Source organism: Paenibacillus tundrae (genome assembly GCF_030812775.1).
GTDB lineage: Bacteria > Bacillota > Bacilli > Paenibacillales > Paenibacillaceae > Paenibacillus > Paenibacillus tundrae_A.
In genome coordinates this window covers 262,665-283,524 of record NZ_JAUSTI010000002.1, presented here as the reverse complement: position 1 = coordinate 283,524, position 20,860 = coordinate 262,665, and the positions used below count along the sequence as shown (strand labels likewise).

The following is a 20,860-nucleotide window of genomic DNA, read 5'->3' as shown; positions in this document are numbered from 1 at the left end:
AGCTCATCATGTTGTTGTCGCTTACGAATACAGGAAAGGGGATACATTCGAACATGCGGTCACGAAAGAAAAAGGGACTGATCCTTGTGCTCGTTGTGGCTCTGGTGTTCTCCATATGGAACTTATATCCATCGCGGGATCGGAGTCCGGGAATAGTGCGTGCGCTTGAGGATTTTGAGGCGACATCGGGTACAGAGGATTCACGCAGCTATCAAAATTACCTGACTACCCATTCGAATACAGCTAAACCTGAGCAAACCGTGCGAATTGAAGGCGAAGCTTATACCCAGACCGATGGTGACGGTTTTGAGATCGTACAAGGTTATGCCGGATTGGATGGAAGTGCTGTAATTACGCCGGAAACGGGAAGCATCCGGTGGGATGTTCCTGTGCAGGTGAGTGGGCTGTACCATCTTCGTATCCACTATTATCCCGTTGCAGGTAAAAGTTCAGGCATCGAACGAAGACTTGAGCTGAACGGGGAGGTTCCTTTCCGGGGAGCAGACGTCCTCATATTCGACAGAGTATGGGGCAATCGTGAAGATAGCATTCGCAGGGACGATCGCGACAATGACCTCAGACCAAGACAAGTGGAACAGCCTGAATGGCAGATCGCTTCGTTCAAAGATAGCGCAGGCTACTTCGAGGAACCATTTCAGTTTTATTTTGAAAAAGGAAACCAACAGTTATCGCTCACCTCGCTGAGAGAGAGTATGGCGATTGATTACATTGAGTTGTACCAGGAAGAGGACATTCCTTCCTATGCAGACGTAGAGAAGGGCTATTCCTCGCGCGGTCTAACAGAAGCAAGCTCATGGATGCTGAAGGTTCAAGGAGAACAGGCAGTAAGTAAGTCATCGCCTACGCTTGCGCCCATATCAGATCGTTCGAGCCCTTCGCTGGAGCCATACGACGTATCCAAAATTCGAGTCAACGCCATTGGCGGCATCAATTGGAAGTTGCCTGGCGAATGGATCGAGTGGGAGGTCGAGGTGCCTGAAGATGGACTATACCAGATCGCGTTAAAAGTGAAGCAGGATCAGCTGCGCGGCGTCTATGCGACCCGTAGTCTGACAATCAACGGTCAAGTTCCATTCAAGGAGATGAAACGCCTTCGATTTAATTACAGCCCAGCTTGGCAAACTCAGGTATTGGGAAGTAGTGAAGAGAAGCCTTACTTGTTCCATCTCGAAAAAGGCACGCATCGACTGCGAATGACGGTAACACTCGGCGATATTGCGCCGCTCCTTCGTACCGTGGAATCCAGTGTGCTTGAACTGAATGAGATGTACCGCAAAATATTGATGATTACCTCCAAAACACCTGATCCGCTTCGGGATTATCAATTGGAACGCCGCATCCCAGAGATGACAGAGGTCTTTGAGCGGCAGGCAGATACACTTCGTTCTGTGGCAGATTATCTGGAACAGGCAACAGGAGAACAGAGCGATAAGGTTGCTATCTTGCATGCGATGGTCGTTCAGCTAGAGGATATGGCGGCTAGGCCCGAGACGATACCCAAACGTCTGGATACGTTCAAGATTAATGTAGGTGGACTCGGTACGTGGATTCTGTCGGTTCGTGAACAACCGATTACATTGGATTACTTGGTTGTCTCTTCGCCAGATGAAGCACTGCCAAGAGCAGAAGCGAGCGTATTCCAGCAAGTGAAGCATGAGATGGGCGCTTACGTCGCTTCCTACACGGAGGATTACGACAGTATCGGTAATGTGGAACAGAAGAAGGACTCGATTACGGTATGGATTACGACCGGACGAGATCAGGCCCAAGTGTTAAAAGGATTGATTGACGATTCATTTACACCAGATACGGATGTCTCCGTACAATTGCGCCTTGTTCCGCCTAACATCTTGTTACCCGCGACTCTTGCTGGCGAAGGACCTGACGTGGCTATGCAGATGGGTGAAGATATCCCCGTAAACTATGCAATGAGAAATGCGGCAGCTGATCTGAGCACGTTCCCAGACTTTGAAGAAATTGCAAATCGATTCCGCGCAAGTGGGTTAACGCCTTACCGTTACAACGATGGAGTCTATGCACTTCCGGAGCAACAGCAATTTCCAATGTTATTCTACCGGAAAGATGTCCTCAGTGAGCTGGAGCTGGAGCCGCCAAAAACGTGGCAGGACGTATACAACGCTATTGCTGTATTGCAGAAGCATAACATGGAGTTTTACCTGCCTATTGAGGACACGCTGAATAACGCCAATCTAGTTCCAAATGCAACCTTTGCTATGCTCCTATACCAGAACGATGGCACCTTCTATGCCGAGGATCAGAAGAAGAGTGCACTGGATTCGGAGATTTCGATGGATGCGTTCAAGCGATGGACGCAATTTTATACCAATTACAAATTTCCGCTAAAAGCTGATTTTCCGAATCGCTTCCGTACTGGAGAGATGCCAATTGGTATTGCGGATTACACCACGTATAACATGCTGACGGTCATGGCTCCGGAAATACGTAACCTCTGGGATTTCACAATTGTTCCGGGCACGGAGCTTCCGGATGGTTCGATTCGACATGAAGTTGCTAGCTCGACCAGTGCCGTGATGATGCTTGAAAATGCCAACAACAAAGAAGCAGCATGGAAGTTTATGAAGTGGTGGACGGATGGGCAGACACAGATTGAATACGGAAGAGAAATGGAAGGTCTAATGGGCGCTGCTGCTCGTTATCCAACAGCCAATATTGAGGCTCTGGAGCAATTACCATGGCCTGTGAAAGATTATCAAAACCTGGAGAAGCAGTGGGAGTGGGTGCAGGGCATTCCGCAAGTTCCCGGAGGGTATTTTACCGGTCGGCATCTAGATAATGCGTTCCGTAAGGTCGTCAACGCAAATGAGAACCCACGTGAGGCATTGTCCGATTATGTATTGTATATCGATGATGAAATTGAGTTGAAACGTAGGGAATTTAATCTGAAATAGAGGAAAGGGAGGGTAACGGTTGCAAGCCAAAACAACCAAGACAGCCGCCGCTCCTGCCATCCAAGCGCGCCACGTCGGCTGGTGGACCCTGCTTAAACGGGATCTATATCTCAGCAGGCACTATTATATTTTGATGGCACCGTTCATGTTGATCTTTTTTATGTTTACGGTCATTCCGGTCGGTATTTCGCTCGGCTTAAGCTTTTTTCACTTCAATATGTTGGAGTTGCCGCGATTTATCGGTTGGCAGAATTACTCACGGCTTTTCTTAAATGACGATGTATTTCTGATCGCACTCAAAAACACGCTGCTTTTTGCTGTTATCACGGGTCCAGTTAGTTATATTGCTTGTTTCTTATTTGCCTGGATCATTAATGAGCTGTCCCCCAAAATTCGGGCAGTGATGACGCTGGTATTCTATGCACCATCCATATCCGGCAACGTCTTTTTCATCTGGCTAATTATTTTCTCTGGTGACAGCTACGGTTACATGAATGGCTTTTTGATGCGTCTTGGCATCATACTGGAGCCGGTTCAATGGCTGTCCAACGAGAAGTACGTTTTAGCCATCGTCATTATTGTACAGCTATGGCTTAGCTTAGGTACCAGCTTTCTAGCCTTTATTGCAGGGCTTCAGACCATCGATCGGTCTTTGGTGGAAGCTGGTACAGTGGACGGCATTAAGAACCGATGGCAGGAACTTTGGTTCATTACACTGCCTTCGATGAGACCGCAGTTGATGTTTGGGGCAGTCATGCAGATCACAGCTTCATTCGCTGTAGCCGAGATCTCAATTGCGTTAGCAGGTTTCCCGAGTGTGAACTATGCTGCGCATACCGTGGTCACTCATTTGTTGGACTTTGGTACGATTCGCTTTGAGATGGGATACGCTTCGGCCATCGCCACCGTTTTATTTGCACTGATGCTTGGAACAAACGTTCTAACGCAAAAAATGCTGAGAAAGATAGGTGAATGACAATGACCAGCAAGGTACGGGCTGCCTTTGGCATGCCGAAGAAACTCAATCGGTCATTTACCGTCAGCTTGATGTTATTCGCACTGCTTGCTCTGTTCGGGTCATTTATGGTACTTCCACTTATCTATGCCGTAAACAACGCCTTCAAGCCACTGGATGAGCTTTTTATTTTCCCGCCTCGCTTCTGGGTGAATAATCCGACGACGGAGAACTTTGCAGATCTGATTAATCTCATGGGCAACTCATGGGTACCGTTATCCCGGTACATTGCTAATACACTGCTCATTACGCTGGTCGGAACCGCAGGGCATATCCTTCTTGCTTCTGCAGCAGCTTATCCGCTAGCCAAATACCGTTTTCCTGGCTCCAAAGTGTTGTTCACGATCGTCATTTTGTCACTGATGTTCTCACCACATGTTACTGCAATTCCCAACTACATGGTGATGTCATGGCTCGGCTGGATTAACACACACACGTCCATTATTGTGCCGTCGCTTGCATTCTCACTGGGATTGTTCCTGATGAAACAGTTCATGGAGCAGATTCCCGATGCGTTGCTGGAGGCAGCCAAAATCGACGGAGCCAATGAATATCGAATTTTCTGGAGCATCGTAATGCCCAATGTGAAGCCTGCTTGGCTTACACTCATGATTTTGCAGTTTCCTGCACTTTGGGGAACAGACGGCGGAAGCTTCATTTATAGTGAGAATCTCAAAACGCTGCATTATGCACTCAGTCAGATTGTTCAAGGAGGGATTGCTAGGGCAGGGGTAGGTGCTGCTGTCGCTTTGCTGCTCATGATTGTACCGATCACCTTGTTCATCATCTCCCAGAGCAGTGTTATGCAGACGATGGCCACTTCTGGAATGAAGGACTAGAAAGGAGGCAGCTAGGTGCGAGCAAGCACAAGGAAGAAACAAAAATGGATCATCATAGGCATGGTCTGCCTACAACTGTTCGGGCATGGGGCACCCCTAGCCAACGCAGACGGAACATCAGACGCATATCATTATTCCTATTGGGGCGAAGCGGTTCCTGCTCCAGTCGCATATGAAGCTACGGCAATCATTACGGGCAGGAAGCTGGACACGGATGCGTTCAAGGAACCGAGCGACCTGCATGTTACAGCCGATCAGCGGGTCTTCCTACTGGATTCGGGCAATGGACGTATCATCGAGATGGATCGTAACTTCAAGCTCGTTCGGGTAATCGATTCATTTGAACGTGAAGGGCAGCCAGACCATTTTAATAACCCTCGAGGGCTTTACGTTACGAATAAAGGACATTTGCTAGTGGCAGATTCAGATAATCAACGTGTGGTGCATCTAGATGAACTTGGGCAATTGGTCAAAATTGTAGCTGAGCCGCAATCAGATCTGTTGCGAACAGACTTTCAATTTAAGCCTATACGGGTCGTCATGGACAAAGGAGAACGCATTTACGTCATGGCTGAGGGTGTCTTTGACGGATTCATGGAGTTTAACGCGGATGGCACGTTCTCCTCATTTATCGGAGCTAATCGAGTTCAGGTTGACCCGGTAGAGTATCTGTGGAAACGATTTGCAACTCGTGAGCAGCGGAGTCAGATGGTCATGTTCACGCCAACGGAGTTCACGAATCTAGATATGGATGAAGAGGGATTCATCTATGCCACAAGTGGGGATCGTGGTAAGGATCCAATTAAGAAGCTGAACGCCCAAGGAACGGACATCTTGCGCAGAGAAGGCTACCAGCCACCTCAAGGAGATATGATGTACACCACTGAGACAGGGCCATCGCGACTGATTGATGTTGACGTGGGGGACAGTGACATGTACTCCGTGCTAGATGCGAATACAGGGCGAGTCTTCACCTACAATGGTGACGGTTATCTGCTCCATATTTTTGGTGGCATTGGTAATCGTCAGGGGCAATTTAATACACCTGTTGCACTTGAGCGTGCTGGGGAGCGGATCCTTGTGCTGGACAAAGCACTTGGTGAAATTACCGTCTTTCAAACGACCGAGTATGGGCGTACATTACACGATGCCGTGCGCAGTTATTATAACGGTGACGAAGATCATTCGTCGTTGCTGTTTGCCAAAGCTGCTGAGATGAACGCCAATCTGGAATATGCCTATGCCGGGATCGGTAAAGCTCTGCTTCGCCAGAAGGAATATGCAGATTCTGCGCAGTACTTCAAGCGTAGCATGGAGCGTCTTGGTTATTCCAAAGCATTTCTGTTGTTCCGCAAAGAGCTGATGCGTGAGCATTTCTCATGGATGATGTCCGGACTATTCCTAGCTGTAGGTTCGCTTGTCACCGTCATGATCGTTCGTAGGCAGAAAAGGAGGACAACGAATGCTGGCGTCAAGTAAGCAATTATACCAATATCCGCTGCATCTCATTTTTCATCCGTTTGACGGATATTGGGAACTGAAATATGAACGAAATCAGAAAATGACTCTGCTGATTGCAGGTATGATCATGCTGCTTTTGATTATGACCAAGATTTTGCATGCACAGTACAGCGGTTTTCTAATCAATTTCAACAATCCGAAACGGCTAAACAGTCTGCTTGAAATGGTATATGTCATCGTTCCAGTGTTGTTCTGGTGTGTTGCGAACTGGTCCTTAACAACACTGATGGATGGGGAAGGTAAGTTTTCCGAAATTTTTATGTCTACATGCTTCGCCTTGGTACCATTGTTGTTGATTCAGTTTCCTTGGATCTGGCTGAGTCTTGTCATCTCTGTACAGGAAACCGCCTTTTATTATTTCTCTAATGCGATTGCTATTGGCTGGACGGTGTACCTGTTATTCGTTGGCAATATGACGGTTCACCAGTATACGCCAGCCAAAACGATACTCACCATGTTCCTAACACTTGTAGCTATGGCATTCATGGCATTTTTGTGCCTGTTATTCTTCAGTCTCGTACAACAGATTGTATCTTTCGCAGTGACTATCTATCAGGAATTAGTGCTTCGGGGCTAAGGGAGGGGGAACAAGCAATGAAACACGCTGTAGTCAAAAAAATAACTGGAATGCTGCTCATAAGCAGCCTGCTTCTCGGCAGTTGTCAGTTCTCGCCCTCACCATTAACCCCAGTGAGTGCGAATGCCGTTGACCAGGCTGATATACCTTCCCTGCCTCCAGGAGAAAAACTAAAATCCTCCTTTCGTGATGATCGCCTACCAGGCATGCTCGGGATTGCCCAAAATAATGCGTTGCAACTGTTCCTTCATGAAGAGACTGCTGAAATTGCAGTTATTTATAGGGGAAGCGGGCAAATCTGGCGCAGTAATCCCACAGATCGAGAGCAGGATGCGATTGCAGCAGGGATTAACAAAGACCTTTTATCGTCGCAAACGAGGCTAAGCTTCTTTAATACTCTCGGCCAGAGCAGTACCGTGAACTCCTACACCGATAGTGTCAGACATAAGCAGATAAGCTATGAAGCATTGCCAAATGGTGTGCGGGTGCACTATCAGTTTGGAAGTACCGAGCGTTCGATCGAAGACTTGCCAGTCAAGATTAGCAAAGAACGTTTCGAACAAGACATACTCGCTCAGCTCGACAAGGTTGGGGAACGAGCCCTGAAGATTGGTTATGCAGAAGACAAGGACGAGGGCGTCTATGATCGAAATGATAAGGCGCTGCAAGGGTTGCAGCTATCCCGAGCCTTGAAAGCTTTTGATGAAGCTGGATACACGGAAGAGGATCTGGTGCAAGACCATGCGGAACATGGAGTCGAGCAGGAACGAAGTGGGCCACGACTCTTTATGCTCACGATGGAATATGAGCTGGACGGACAGGATCTGTTGGTACGGGTGCCTGCCTCGGGCATTCATTTTCCTGAGGAATATCCAATTAACAGCATATCTGTGCTGGAATATTTCGGAGCAGGTAGTACAAGTGAAGAGGGCTCTATGCTGGTTCCCGACGGCTCAGGAGCATTGATTCATTTTAACAACGGGAAAACGCTATACCCTGCCTATCAGCAGGATATATATGGGTCTGACCTCACGATGAAAATGCGGGAAGCAAGTTCTAATGAAGCCAAAGCAAGATTGCCGGTTTTTGGATTAATTCGAACCGACGGTGCTTTTCTAGGCATTATTGAGGAAGGGGATGCTGTTGCAGTTGTCAACGCAGATATCAGCGGCAAGCTTAATAGCTACAACAACGTATACCCAAGCTTCTATGTAGTGAATAAAAGCGATATTACACTGCAGGCCAGCGATATGGTACGAACACTTCCCAAATTTCAGAATCAGCCGACCGTATCTGACTTTGTCGTTCGTTATGCTTTTGTTGGTGCAGAAGAGGCTAGTTATTCAGGTCTTGCCTCCGTGTATCGAAGTTACCTGCAACGAACGGGCGGGGTACCTGAGGAACAAGCCAGCAAGGTACAGGACAGTATCCCTTTTTATCTCAAACTATTTGGAGGTATAACAACAAGGCAGCATATGTTGGGCATTCCTTACGATTCCACACAGGCGTTAACCACTTTCGACGAAGCAGAGAAGATACTCTCTACGTTAATGGAGAAGGATGTTGCTAATATTCAGGTTCGTTATGCAGGATGGCTTAATGGGGGGATTCACCACCGAATACCGGACTCAATTAAAGTCGATGGAGCCATCGGCGGACAAAAAGCAATGCGTGAATTCAGCACGTTTGCTCGTGATACCGGCATTGGATTTTATCCAGATGTAGCGGTATTGAATGTGCATTCTAAGGGTGGATTCAAACCATCCAGAGAGGCGTCCCGCACACTGACCCAGCAACCGGCGGTGCGCTATCCGATGAATCGAGCAATCCAACGTCCCGACCGGGATCGATCGCCTTCATACATTCTGTCTCCGAATCTACTGGGCAATGTAACGGATAAAATGCTGGATTCCCTTAAACCGCTTGAAACGGAGGGGCTTTCCCTGTCAGATCTGGCAGAACAATTGAATAGCGACATGAATCCGAAGAAGCTGTTGGATCGGACGGAGGCAGTAAACAACGTAACTACAGCGCTTGAACAGATTAAACAGCAGGCTGGTTCCGTGGTAGCTGAGGGAGGAAATGCTTATGCACTTCCTTATCTCACAGGTCTGACAGATGCTCCCATGACCAGCAGTCGGTTCAAGCTGGAGGATGAAGAGATTCCGTTCTTTCAGCTTGTGATGCACGGAAGTATCAGTTATACCGGTTCCCCTTATAATCTATCAACATATACAAACGCAAGACAGTATGTGCTGAAGTTAATTGAATATGGGGCAAGTCCATATTTCGCTTGGTTTAATGCACCCAATCACGTCGTGAAAGAAACTGATTTTGATCATCTCTATGCGGCGAATTATGAGCAATGGATCGATCTGGCGGCTGAGATGTACAGAGAGGTTAATCAGGCAAACCTGCCGTTTATAGGTCGTTCGATGATCGCGCATCAATCCGTATCAGAAGGTGTATTTCAGACAACGTATGAGGGCGGCGGATTCGTCATCGTGAATTATAACGACTTTCCTGTGGAAGTTGAGAACCATACTGTGGAAGCTCAAAGTTATGTGACTGGTGGTGAGCAGCTCTGAAGACGCTCCTGAAATGGAAATGGGGAAGTCGTACGTATGCTCAGCAGAAAGCCATGTGGGGCATGATTTACGTGCTTCCCTGGCTTGTTGGATTTGTTTTGTTTTTCTTCGTTCCGTTGCTGGCTTCCCTAAGGTACAGCCTGAGCACAATTCAGGCGAATGCAGAAGGGATCGCAATTCAATTCAGTGGGGTCGCCAACTATATTCAGGCATTGACCGTGAATACCAGCTTCAACCGAGCACTTATCGAATCGGTGACAGACGTACTTGTGAACGTGCCGCTTATTGTCATCTTTAGTTTGTTCCTTGCGGTTATCCTGAACCAGAAATTCAGAGGTAGAGCGGTAGCGCGTTCGATCTTTTTCTTGCCGGTTATTCTTGCATCAGGCGTGATCATGACACTGGAGAGCACAAGCCTAATTGATGCGGTTAATCAAAGCAGTACAGGTGGTAGCTCGCTGGGGACTTTCGAATTGGAGAACCTGATGCTGAGTGCAGGGGTGAGCGAATGGATTGTCACCTATTTAAGCAGCGCCGTAGATCGAATCTATCAGATTGTTAGTCAATCTGGCGTACAGATTTTGATCTTTCTTGCTGGTATTCAGACGATCTCGCCTCAACTCTATGAGGCGTCCAAGATGGAAGGTGCAACCGGATACGAGGCGTTCTGGAAGATCACGTTTCCGATGGTCAGCCCGCTTATTTTCGTCAATGCAATCTATACGATCATTGATTCGTTTGCCAATAACGCCATGACAAAACTAATCCGGGATACTGGCTTCGTCAAATTTGATTTTGGTCTAAGCTCTGCTATGGCATGGGTCTACTTCTTAGCAATTGCAATTATTTTGGTCATCGTATCTATTATTTTCTCGAAACGTGTCTTCTATCAAGATTAGAAAGGAGGAGGTCTAGTGTGACAACTTCACGATTATTCTCATTAGAACATTGGAAGGGCTGGCTGTGGTCCATCATCCGTTTTGTTCTCATTACCGGACTTTCTTTTGTCATCCTCTTTCCTATATTTCAGAAAGTTTCAACGTCCATTAAGGACAAGGGAGATCTGTATTCAGCAGTCGTTGTGTGGATTCCCCAGAACTTCTCCGTGGACAATTTCAAGGAAGCAATTCGCGTCATGGATTACTGGGTAACACTGTTTAATACATTTGCGTTATCTGCAACAACAACTCTACTTACGACGGCTTCTTGCGCACTTGCCGGCTACGGGTTCGCCCGATTGAAATTCAAAGGCAGTAACTGGTTGTTTGCTGGCGTAATTCTGACGATTCTTGTTCCACCAACAACGATTCTGATTCCGGTCTATCTTAATCTAAAAAGCTTTGATCTGATGGGTATTATAACACTTATAACAGGCGAACCCATTAATCTGCTGAATACGTACTGGCCGTTCATTCTTACTGCTATTACGGCGAATTCACTCAAAGCGGGGCTGTATATTTTCATCTTTCGCCAGTTTTTCAGGGGAATCCCTAAAGAGGTGGAAGAGGCAGCTTACGTGGACGGAGCAGGGATTGGCCGGACGTTCACCAGAATTATGTTACCTAATGCCATCCCTTCGATGGTAACTGTAATGCTGTTCTCCTTTGTTTGGCAGTGGAACGACAGCTTCTACACGACCACATATCTGACATCCAGCAAGGTGATGTCCACCCAGTTGTCGTCTCTTCCATACAATCTGGCTCAACAAGTCAGCAATGGCGCTTCGAAGGCAGACCCTTTCTACCTAAGCATGATTCAAGATACAGGCGTTTTGCTGGCGATCCTGCCGTTGATCGTAATTTACTTGTTTGTACAGCGATACTTCGTGGAGAGCGTGGAACGTACTGGAATTGTCGGCTGAACTAAATGTATGGTTACGGGATTTATGCTATAATATGGGCAAAAAAGAGGAGATGTCCTTATCTCTATCCGACTAGCGATTTTGATTCTTTTTGCTTCATTACTGGGTTTATGCAGCTGCACCACATCAGTTAATGATGAGCGAATAGTAGCCAAGTCAGAACATTGGATTGTTACAATTGATCTTGTTTATACCAAGGGTGAGTACGAAGAGGTTCCTTCCATACAATACATTGGAGAAGATCCAGTTGATGAACAGGTAGAAATTAATATTCTACATCCCAATAACAGTTCTACTAGTAACACAATTCATGTTTCTATTAATCCGAATGAAATCATTCAGTTACCAACTAGAAGTAGTGTAGAAGACTGGATAGATATAGGCAGTGTGATTGTAACTTGGGGTGAAGAAGAGGAGATTCTTATATTCGAATGACACAGTTTAGATGACATTCAAGAATTAGGATGAATGAATAAAAATTCAGAAGACGCATAAAACCCTTTGGCTTCCGAAGAAACCAGAGGTTTTATGCGTCTTCTGTCTACAGATGTTAATTAATAAATCCGATATCTGCCGCTTAAGGCAAGCAGACTGAAGAAGTACAAACAATTGTCGTAGTACCGGCGTTCTCCCTGGCGTAGAGGGGTGTTCCAGAATCGATGGACAAATGACTCTGCATGCGGGCCGTCTGCTGCCAGTGAAGCCATAGCATTGGTAGCAAGTAAACCTATGGGGTGCAAGGAAGGTTCGTCAAAGGCTTCGCCTTCAATGGTATAACGACGATAATCGGATACGTCAATGTCGCTGAAGAAAGACTGAATTCGATTGGATTGTTCGACTTGCCATAGATCCTTGCGGAACCATTCCCAGTCCAGCGCAACATTCGCTGCAACTCGATAGGCATCACTGTAAAAGTGTCTATAGTCACCGTGAGGCTGAATGGGAGCAGGTGAGCCATCATAATTGGCGTATTCTGGCGAAAGTCCTGTCACAGGGTGGCAGGCGGTATGCAGATATGCCCGACTTGCGGCCGCTGCCTCTTGCCAGAATACCTGATCACCCTTATCTCCGTAGATAGCGAACAGTTCATAGAAGTGGGGAAGATGATAAGATGGATCACTGAATGGCGATTCGGGCACGAATTTAATGAGCCGAGTCTCTGGATCCCACATGGGATCGCCATCATCGTTTTCACCTTGATGAATGCACGCACGGAGAATTTTTCGAGCTTGTTCTTGGTAATTGTATGGCGTATCGCCATCTCCCCAGCGGTTAGAGGCGAACAACAAAGCCATGGCAAAGAACTCCTCACCATCTGGTGCAGGTCCTTGTGAGATTCGGGTTCCGTCAGGCTTACAATGCCATGCAAAGTAATCTTTATATCGTCCTTCAGTGTGCTGCATGAATGTGTAGGCATAGTTCCATAGACGATCAAACTCTTCTTTTTTGTTCATCTGTACAGCCATCATCATCCCGTAAGACATGCCCTCAGAGCGTACATCGTGGTTGCCTGTGTCCAGCAAATAGCCTTTATCTCCACCCATAGGGTAATAGATTCGTGTTTGTTCATCTCCATCGAACAATTCGTTCCATGTCAACTCCAGTCGTGTGTTAATCTCTTGTTCGCTATACCCTAACTTGTGAAACATATTGGTATACGTACCTGAATCATATGCATTCTGACCTGTAATTTGCATGATTTACCTCCCTTAATGAATGCCGTTTATCCTATTGTATCACCGGTTCGACTCTATAAATTAAAGCGTTTACATCAGAAATTATAGGTTTTCCGTATCTCATCTATTAGACAGCGAATCCAAGTGATATATTGAGTCAAGTCCTATACTTTGTCAGGTTGTTGTTACAGGATATGAGCGCTAAACTCGGAGGGATAGAGCTAGGTGGGAACAGAAAGGATCGTGATGATTCAACATGTTGGACGATGAAAGAAGTGTAGATGATAAACGAGAATATTCAGCACCACGTGATCCTGTAGGTGTTGTACAATCAGCGAATGAGACGCAGGTGGACTTTGAATCTCAGGCATATCGCGAGTTGATCGGACGATCTGTTCTGAACAAAGGTAACAATGTCAGGTTGAAGCGAGCTATTGAGAAAGCTAGAAAAGGTGAGCCGGTCTATGTCGCATACATTGGGGGGTCGATTACACAAGGTGCAGGTGCTGTACCCATTCATCTACAATGCTATGCTTATCGTTCTTATGAGCAATTTAAGAATAGGTATGCTCCTTTAGACGGAAGTTCGATTAACCTGATCAAAGCCGGTGTAGGTGGGACACCCTCTGAGCTTGGAATCATACGTTATGACCGAGATGTGCTTCGGGACGGTCAGGTTCAGCCGGACATTCTGATCATCGAATTCGCCGTTAATGACGCGGATGACGAGACGAAGGGCAATTGTTATGAAAGCTTGGTGATCAAAGCACTTGCTGCTGACAACAAACCAGCGGTGATCTTGCTTTTCAGCGTGTTCGAGAACGACTGGAATCTACAAGATCGTCTAGCTCCAATCGGGTGGCATTATGATCTGCCTATGGTGAGCATGAAAGATGCTCTTGTAGAGCAATTCCAGAAGACGCCAGCCGAAGGCAACGTGATTACCAAAGAACAGTTTTTCCATGATATATATCATCCGACAAACATGGGGCATCGGATCATGGCTGACGTACTCTCTCATCTGTTTGACGTTACGGATCACTCCGCGCTCGATCAGGTGGAACAGTGCGACGATCAAACACCTTTAATTGGAAGCGATTTCGTCAATGTTAAATTGCTGGATCGAAAGAACATTGAGCATATTGCGCGAATTGAAGTTGGAGCTTTCCAGCATACGGATACAGAGCTACAGATGGCTGAGATGCATGATCATGATTATGGTACGCCTTTGTTTCCTCATAATTGGATGTATAGCAGGGAGGACACGCAAGAACGGAATCGTTTTACATTACATTTAAATTGTAAACGTCTTATTTTGATCTTTAAAGATTCAGGTAGTGATGAATTCGGTACCGCCAATATTAGAGTAGATGATGAACACATCAAACAAGCCGATCCACACCAAGTAAATTGGACACATTGTCATGCGATACTTCTAATTAACGAAAATGAGGTCAGTGAGCACAAGATTGAGATTGAAATGGCGGAAGGTTATGAGGACAAGAAGTTTACCATTCTAGGTTTCGGATATGTCGATTAATAAAAGGTGGCCTAGATGTAGCTCTAAGGGTGAAAGTATACGTTGAGTTGAAGGGAGTTATGGAGATGAACTTTGTTGCACCAGCTGGATTTGACCAATATCGAGCGAACATACCTCGCGGCGTAATCAAGACTGTGGAGTATAACTCTACGACAGTAGGCAATATGCGTAAAGCAATGGTGTATATACCACCTGAGTTCTCAACAGAAGAGGCGTATCCTGTTCTTTATCTGTTGCATGGCATCGGTGGAGACGAAACAGAGTGGTACACCCATGGCGCTCCGCAGATTATTCTCGACAATCTCTATGCTGACAATCTGCTTGTACCGATGATTGTTGTATTAACCAATGGTCGTGCTATGCCGAATGATCGAGCTGAGGGAGACCTGTTTGATTCGGAGAAGATAAAAGTTTTTGAACGCTTCGAATTGGATCTCATTGACGATCTCATCCCTTACATTGACTCCAACTATCCTACGAACAGCAACAGAGATAATCGAGCTATCGCAGGCTTATCCATGGGCGGAGGTCAGTCGTTAAACATCGGACTTAGCCATCTGGATTCCTTCGCCTGGGTTGGAGCCTTTTCTGCAGCACCTAACACCTAAACGCCAGAACAGCTTGTGCCTGATCCAGCCGAGGTGTCGTCACTTCTCTTGCTATTGTGGCTTTCCTGCGGCGATCAGGACAATTTGCTCCCTATTAGCGTAGAGGTTCATCAGTATTTGCAGCAGCAGGGAGTAGCTCATATCTGGTATGAAGAGAGCGGAGGACATGACTGGCCGGTATGGAGGAATGATCTTTATTTATTTTCTCAACGTCTATTCAAATAACCTTAGTGCCACTGTAGTCTTGAATGCACAAGCTGAACGTTGTGTAGAGAGGCTAAGGTGGTACTTTTTATTAATGCACTGCACTGACGTGCGTATTCAATCAATAACATGTAAAATGCAATAAACTACGAGCAAAATGCCATTGTGTTTCGGAACGTTACAACTCAATTTGTTGGAATTATAGCGAAACTAGATATATTTTATTCTATAATATCGTTGACAATTTAATTAAAGTTACTATAATTTATATTGTTTTGCTTGAAGAACCAGTCAGTCACTTGTAAGGGGTGCCACTATGCGCAAATCTCCTTCTCAGAACTGTCCACAGCGCTAGCTCATCCTGCGCCCTTAAAATTTTATCGAGGAGACTGAAGAACGAATGAAAGTATTAATTGTGGAAGACTCTATTTTTGTACAGAAAATGATGCGTAAGCTAATTGCTGATCATTTTCCAGAATCTGAGATTCAGACAGCGAACAATGGAGAAGAAGGATATCACCAGTACTTGGAATTCAAGCCTGATTTTATTACGACGGATCTGCTCATGCCTAATCTTAGTGGTCAAGAGATGCTTCGTATGATTCGTGAAATCGACCGTGAGGTCAGAATTATTATTTTATCTGCAGATATTCAGAAGGTGACTCGTGAAGAAGTAGAGAACCTCGGAATCTCTGGATTTTTGAATAAGCCGTTAACTGTAGAAAAAGCAAATACATTGATTCAAATGATTCAGGTGGCACATCATGCTGACTGAATTGCAGAAGGATATGCTGACTGAACTTGTGAACGTTTACGTTGGACAAGCGGCCAATATGCTTTCCGAGATTGTCGACAAGCACATTGTACTGACCATACCTGAAGTGGAGCTCATTTCGATATCTGACGTTGATCCAGGAGATCGACGGTATAAACTCTTTTTCAGCGAAGGTCATCTGTTCAGATCATCTTTGCAGTTCGGATACGATTTTCAGGGGAAAGCATTCCTTATGTTCCCTGCTGAGCAGGCTAAAGTGTTAGCGAATATGTGTCTTGGAGAACTCACCGAGACGATTGAGCCGGAAGAAAGTCGCCTATTAGATACGGATCTGGACGTGCTCAAAGAAGTTAGTAATATTCTGCTAAATGCCATCATTGGAGAATTCGGTAATTTTCTAGAAATGAAATTAGAATACGTATTGCCGGATATTGAGCTGCTGCATGTGACACACTCTGATCCACAGCTCCTGCTCCAGAACGAAGTATATGTGCTGGTTCTCCATACGTCATTCTTACTTGCCGATACCAATGTGAAAGGGATCATACTTATTGCGCTCAGCATGAACTCTATCTCAAGTCTATTGGACAAAATGAATGCATTATTGGAGGATGACCATGGATAATCTCGTAATACAGGCTCTAGGCAAAATCAACATGGGCATCCTCATCATTGACAGACAATTAAAAGTGATTCTCTGGAATGGCTGGTTGGAACGATTCACTGGTAAAAGTAATGAAGAGGTGATTGGGCGGAATTTGCTTGAGGTATGCCCAAGATTCAAGTTGAACATGTACCAGAACATACTGCATAATGCGCTGTACCAAGGGCAAAGCAGGTTCTGTTCAAGCGCTCTACATAAGGCATTTATTCTGCCTAAAGAAAATGAAGATGAACACTTTTATAAACAAAACATGCATGTTGAACCCTTATACGAAAATGGTCGTAATTACGCGATGATTCAGATCAGTGATATGACCAACACTAGCACACGGGTATATAAACTGAAAAATCTAATCAAGGAATTAGATGTTGAATATCACAAAGTTAAAATTTCCGAAAAGATTAGTAAGCATCTATCCATGCATGACTCCCTTACGGGATTGCCTAATCGTCGTGCTTTCAACGAACGTCTAATCTGGGCAATTAACCATGCCGAGCGAAGTGAGGGGAAATTCGCTGTTCTCTTCGTCGATACCGATGGATTCAAGCAGATCAATGACACGTATGGACATGAAGTGGGTGACCAGGTGCTTGTGGAGACTGCGAAACGGCTGAAGGAAAACATTCGAAGTACAGATAGTGTGGCTCGGCTAAGTGGAGATGAATTCAGCATCATCTTAAATCAATTGAACGATGACCACGACGCAGAGGTGGTCTGCGAGAAGCTGGGAACAGCTTTTGTAGCTCCTATTGAGGTCTCGGGTAATTTCATTCATCTATCACTCAGTATTGGGATTAGCGTCTATCCGCGGCATGGAGAGGAACCAGCTGAGCTTCTAAGGTATGCAGATCAGGCGATGTACCGAATTAAGAAAAATGGAAAGAGCGGTTACGCTATGTATGATTCGCAAAGAGATCAGTACGTGTAAGGCTGCAGCACGAATCTTACTGGTACCCATCACGAAAGTTGCTTATATAGCGACTTTTTTTGGCGTTGAAAAACTTGCGTCTCTTTCTATAGCTCCTTAAAGTAAGTGGTGGATCTCTTCAATTGTGAAGAAACCCACCAAATACACTTTAATACATTTACTTTTATTCAGCAGGATCCACATGCCTTTGTTTCACTCTTACCGAATGAGGTAGGTAAGGTGCTCGAACCTGGAGAAGGGACTGAACTGTAGATAATGTTATACGGAGTCGCTTTATAGCGGCTTTTTTCGTATGTCTAAACAATTTCTTCATTATATAATTCAAAATCAACTTTTTTTGTAATCGATATCAATCGCATATTATCACTGTTTTTTCGACATACAACGCTATGTATAGACAATTTATGACATTGACATACTGACATATCTTTTGATAGTATCAACTAAATTTTATAATTCATACAAGAATACTAGGTTATAGAAAGGCGGTTCATTTCATCATGCAGCAGTCCCTATCTGCAACTTCCATTTTTGCAAAACCATATCCCATTTATGCAAGTCTGGAACAAGCTTTCAGACAACAACCCTCGACAAGTGTATCCCGAATTCAAGAGATTCATGAGGAGCAGACAATCATTTTGTTTCTGATCAAGGGGATTCAAGAGGGATCAACGGTATGGGTACAGGCTGCACTGCATGGAGACGAGCATGATGGCATTATCGCTTGCGCTAAACTTTTGAAGGATATTGTGCCGGAGCATTTGTCTGGAAATCTGATATTGTGTCCTGTCACGAATCCAACCGCGATGCTTGCGGGAACGAATGGCAGTCCACTGGATGGCTTAAACCTGAACCGGGTTTTTGGTCAAAATGCAACAGATGATTCATACTCTGGTCGCTATGGTCGCTGGCTGGCTAACAATATCATCGCATATGCCGATTTTCTGATTGATCTGCATGGAGGCGGTCGCTGGCTGGATGTCTGTCCGTTTGCCATGGTAGCAAGCGACCATGAAGCTGCATTTGAGCGTAGTATGGCGGCACTAAATACAATTCCGCTTACAGCGACGTATGTCTGCCAATCGGGTACCAAAGGGATGTTGATTAATGAAGTGTGTCAGCAGGGGATCCCGGCCGTCTTACTGGAGAGTGGAGGAGGCAATTACTGGACTTCCACAGCCGTGGATACGCATCTACAAGCTGTTCAGATGATCCTTAATCAACTTGGCGTATATTCATCTGAACAATATTCTCAGGCAGAAGAAACACCTGGCATGAACCGAGAGCCTGCACGGATCTCAGACATCGTTGAAATGCGATTTGAAACGAGCGGTTTGTTAACGTTTAGCATGCACGCGGGAGAGAATGCTCGGCTGGGGGAAGAGCTGATGCGCATACTGTCATACCCGGGACTTGAGGAGCATTCCATAACCTGTCCCATCGAACATGGTGTCATTTTATCCATTCATGCAGCATCGACAGTTCATCAGAACGGTTACGCGGTCATGTTGGGCAAATTAGCATAATTTAATTAACGGGGGTTGTACATCATGAAAAAGAGTAAGTTTCTGCTAATCCTGACTTTGCTGGCCGTATTCGCCGCAGGCTGCTCTACAACGAGCAAATCAGGATCGGGTGAAGAAGCAACAGGTGAAAAGCAGGATCAAAAACTAGAAATCACGATTGCCCGCGCATTTGACGTAAACGGATTGGATCCGGGCTTTCTGACCGAAAATGCACAGGTCGTGGACAATATCTTCGATACATTGGTTAAACGGGATGCAGAAGAAAAGCTCGTACCTGGTCTAGCGACAAGCTGGAGCCAAATCGATGATACAACCTGGCAATTCAAACTGCGTGAGGGTGTAACCTTCACCAATGGTGAGGCGTTCAATGCCGATGCAGTGAAGTACTCCCTTGATCGTGTGCTTGATCCAGCGAACAATGCACCGACAGCTAGTTATGTATCTACGATCCAAGAAGTTAACGTTGTTGATGAGTACACGGTTAACGTTGTAACGAAGAAACCTGACCCACTTGTACCCACACGGTTTAATCGTTATCCAACCGAAATTGTACCTCCCAAATATGCTGAAGAAGTAGGACAAGAGCAATTTGCTCAAAAACCGATCGGCACAGGCCCATACCAGTTCGTAAGCTGGGATAAAGGCAGCAATGTCGTATTAGAAGCTAACCCGAATTACTGGGGCGGCGAACCTGATGTGAAAAAGGTTACTTTCCGTTCTATTCCTGAAGCTTCGACACGTGTAAGTGCGCTGCTGAATGGTGAAGTTGATCTGATTACAGCGGTATCTCCAGAAGATCGTGAGAAGATTGAATCGTCGTCTACTGCACGTCTCTCCACAGTTGAACGTGCGGGCAATACAGTATATGTCGGCTTCAAAACCGATGTAAAACCATTTGATGATCCAAAAGTAAGACAAGCCCTGAACTATGCAATCGATGTTAAATCTATTGTAGATAAAGTGCTTCAAGGCGCAGCTGTTCAGACCAATAGCTTGATTGGTCCCAAAGACTTTGGATATGCTGGCGAACCAGAAGGGTATAACTATGATCCGGAAAAAGCGAAGCAATTGTTAGCAGAAGCAGGCTACCCGAACGGATTCTCCGCAACACTTGATACGGTAAGCTGGTACATCAAAAACACGGATGTTGCACAAGTCATTGCAGAGCAACTTAAAGCTGTTGGCGTCAATATCAAAGTCAATAACGTGGAAAGTTCGGTATATCGCACACTCGTACCTGCGGGCAAACAATCGGATATGTATGTACTCGGTTGGAGCAGCACGAACACACTTGATGCAGATGCAGCAATCTATGCCATCCTTCGTTCAGGAGAGTCTTACTCCACTTATGCGAACAAAGACGTAGATGCTAAGCTGGATGAAGCAAGATCGGTTACAGATGAGGCTAAACGCAAACAGTTATATAAAGAAATACAGGATGAAGTGTTAAAAGATGCACCGCGCATTTTCCTATATCAGGAGAACCAGTACTATGGCGTATCTGATCGATTGAAATGGGACGGCCGTGTGGATGGCTCCATCCCGGTATCGACGATTTCAGCAGGTAACGAGTAAATCGGCAGGCGT

Annotated in this window: 17 protein-coding genes; 16 read left to right on the top strand and 1 reads right to left on the bottom strand. The window is 45.6% G+C overall.

Going from position 1 to position 20,860, the window contains the following annotated elements:
• Positions 1-53 precede the first annotated feature (53 nt).
• The 9 genes from J2T19_RS04575 (at position 54) to J2T19_RS04535 (ending at position 11,787) form a co-directional block, all read left to right on the top strand.
• Positions 54-2,951, top strand: coding sequence for an extracellular solute-binding protein (locus tag J2T19_RS04575; protein WP_307213621.1), 2,898 nt, complete (start codon positions 54-56; stop codon positions 2,949-2,951).
• A gap of 58 nt (positions 2,952-3,009) precedes the next feature.
• Positions 3,010-3,927: a carbohydrate ABC transporter permease gene (locus J2T19_RS04570; RefSeq protein WP_307214028.1), complete on the top strand. Its 918-nt coding sequence runs from the start codon at positions 3,010-3,012 to the stop codon at positions 3,925-3,927.
• 2 nt (positions 3,928-3,929) lie between these two features.
• The gene (locus tag J2T19_RS04565) at positions 3,930-4,805 is read left to right on the top strand and encodes a carbohydrate ABC transporter permease (protein WP_145407513.1); all 876 of its coding nucleotides are present in this window, start codon (positions 3,930-3,932) and stop codon (positions 4,803-4,805) included.
• A gap of 15 nt (positions 4,806-4,820) precedes the next feature.
• Entirely contained in the window at positions 4,821-6,284 is a 1,464-nt protein-coding gene (locus J2T19_RS04560) for an NHL repeat-containing protein (RefSeq protein ID WP_307213617.1), read from the top strand.
• A complete protein-coding gene (locus J2T19_RS04555; protein WP_145048756.1) occupies positions 6,268-6,903 on the top strand; it encodes a YIP1 family protein in 636 nt (211 codons plus the stop codon). The genes J2T19_RS04560 and J2T19_RS04555 overlap by 17 nt, the downstream gene beginning before the upstream one ends.
• A 17-nt stretch (positions 6,904-6,920) precedes the next feature.
• A complete protein-coding gene (locus J2T19_RS04550; protein ID WP_307213614.1) occupies positions 6,921-9,491 on the top strand; it encodes a DUF5696 domain-containing protein in 2,571 nt (856 codons plus the stop codon).
• Positions 9,488-10,390 carry a carbohydrate ABC transporter permease gene (locus tag J2T19_RS04545; protein WP_370874811.1) on the top strand — a complete coding sequence of 301 codons (903 nt, stop codon included), beginning with the start codon at positions 9,488-9,490 and terminating at the stop codon, positions 10,388-10,390. The genes J2T19_RS04550 and J2T19_RS04545 overlap by 4 nt, the downstream gene beginning before the upstream one ends.
• Positions 10,391-10,407: 17 nt before the next feature.
• Entirely contained in the window at positions 10,408-11,352 is a 945-nt protein-coding gene (locus tag J2T19_RS04540) for a carbohydrate ABC transporter permease (RefSeq protein ID WP_307213610.1), read from the top strand.
• A gap of 81 nt (positions 11,353-11,433) precedes the next feature.
• Positions 11,434-11,787, top strand: a complete 354-nt coding sequence (locus tag J2T19_RS04535; RefSeq protein ID WP_307213608.1) for a hypothetical protein — start codon at positions 11,434-11,436, stop codon at positions 11,785-11,787.
• 119 nt (positions 11,788-11,906) lie between these two features.
• Here the strand turns inward: J2T19_RS04535 and J2T19_RS04530 are convergent, their stop codons facing one another.
• Complete coding sequence (locus J2T19_RS04530; RefSeq protein WP_307213606.1) at positions 11,907-13,049, bottom strand: family 8 glycosyl hydrolase; 1,143 nt, start codon at positions 13,047-13,049, stop codon at positions 11,907-11,909.
• Positions 13,050-13,284: 235 nt separating this feature from the next.
• On the opposite strand from J2T19_RS04530, the gene J2T19_RS04525 reads away from it, so the two are divergent.
• The 7 genes from J2T19_RS04525 to J2T19_RS04490 all read left to right on the top strand — a co-directional run bounded on the left by J2T19_RS04525 (position 13,285) and on the right by J2T19_RS04490 (position 20,848).
• Positions 13,285-14,568: an SGNH/GDSL hydrolase family protein gene (locus tag J2T19_RS04525; protein WP_307213604.1), complete on the top strand. Its 1,284-nt coding sequence runs from the start codon at positions 13,285-13,287 to the stop codon at positions 14,566-14,568.
• Positions 14,569-14,633: 65 nt separating this feature from the next.
• The gene (locus tag J2T19_RS04520; RefSeq protein ID WP_307213603.1) at positions 14,634-15,176 is read left to right on the top strand and encodes an alpha/beta hydrolase; all 543 of its coding nucleotides are present in this window, start codon (positions 14,634-14,636) and stop codon (positions 15,174-15,176) included.
• A 604-nt stretch (positions 15,177-15,780) separates the two neighbouring features.
• Entirely contained in the window at positions 15,781-16,155 is a 375-nt protein-coding gene (locus J2T19_RS04515) for a response regulator transcription factor (protein WP_307213601.1), read from the top strand.
• The gene (locus J2T19_RS04510; protein WP_307213599.1) at positions 16,145-16,780 is read left to right on the top strand and encodes a chemotaxis protein CheC; all 636 of its coding nucleotides are present in this window, start codon (positions 16,145-16,147) and stop codon (positions 16,778-16,780) included. The genes J2T19_RS04515 and J2T19_RS04510 overlap by 11 nt, the downstream gene beginning before the upstream one ends.
• Complete coding sequence (locus J2T19_RS04505) at positions 16,773-17,747, top strand: sensor domain-containing diguanylate cyclase (RefSeq protein WP_307213597.1); 975 nt, start codon at positions 16,773-16,775, stop codon at positions 17,745-17,747. The genes J2T19_RS04510 and J2T19_RS04505 overlap by 8 nt, the downstream gene beginning before the upstream one ends.
• Positions 17,748-18,247: 500 nt before the next feature.
• Positions 18,248-19,273, top strand: coding sequence for a M14 family metallopeptidase (locus tag J2T19_RS04495; protein WP_307213595.1), 1,026 nt, complete (start codon positions 18,248-18,250; stop codon positions 19,271-19,273).
• 24 nt (positions 19,274-19,297) lie between these two features.
• Entirely contained in the window at positions 19,298-20,848 is a 1,551-nt protein-coding gene (locus tag J2T19_RS04490) for an ABC transporter substrate-binding protein (protein ID WP_307213593.1), read from the top strand.
• Positions 20,849-20,860 lie beyond the last annotated feature (12 nt).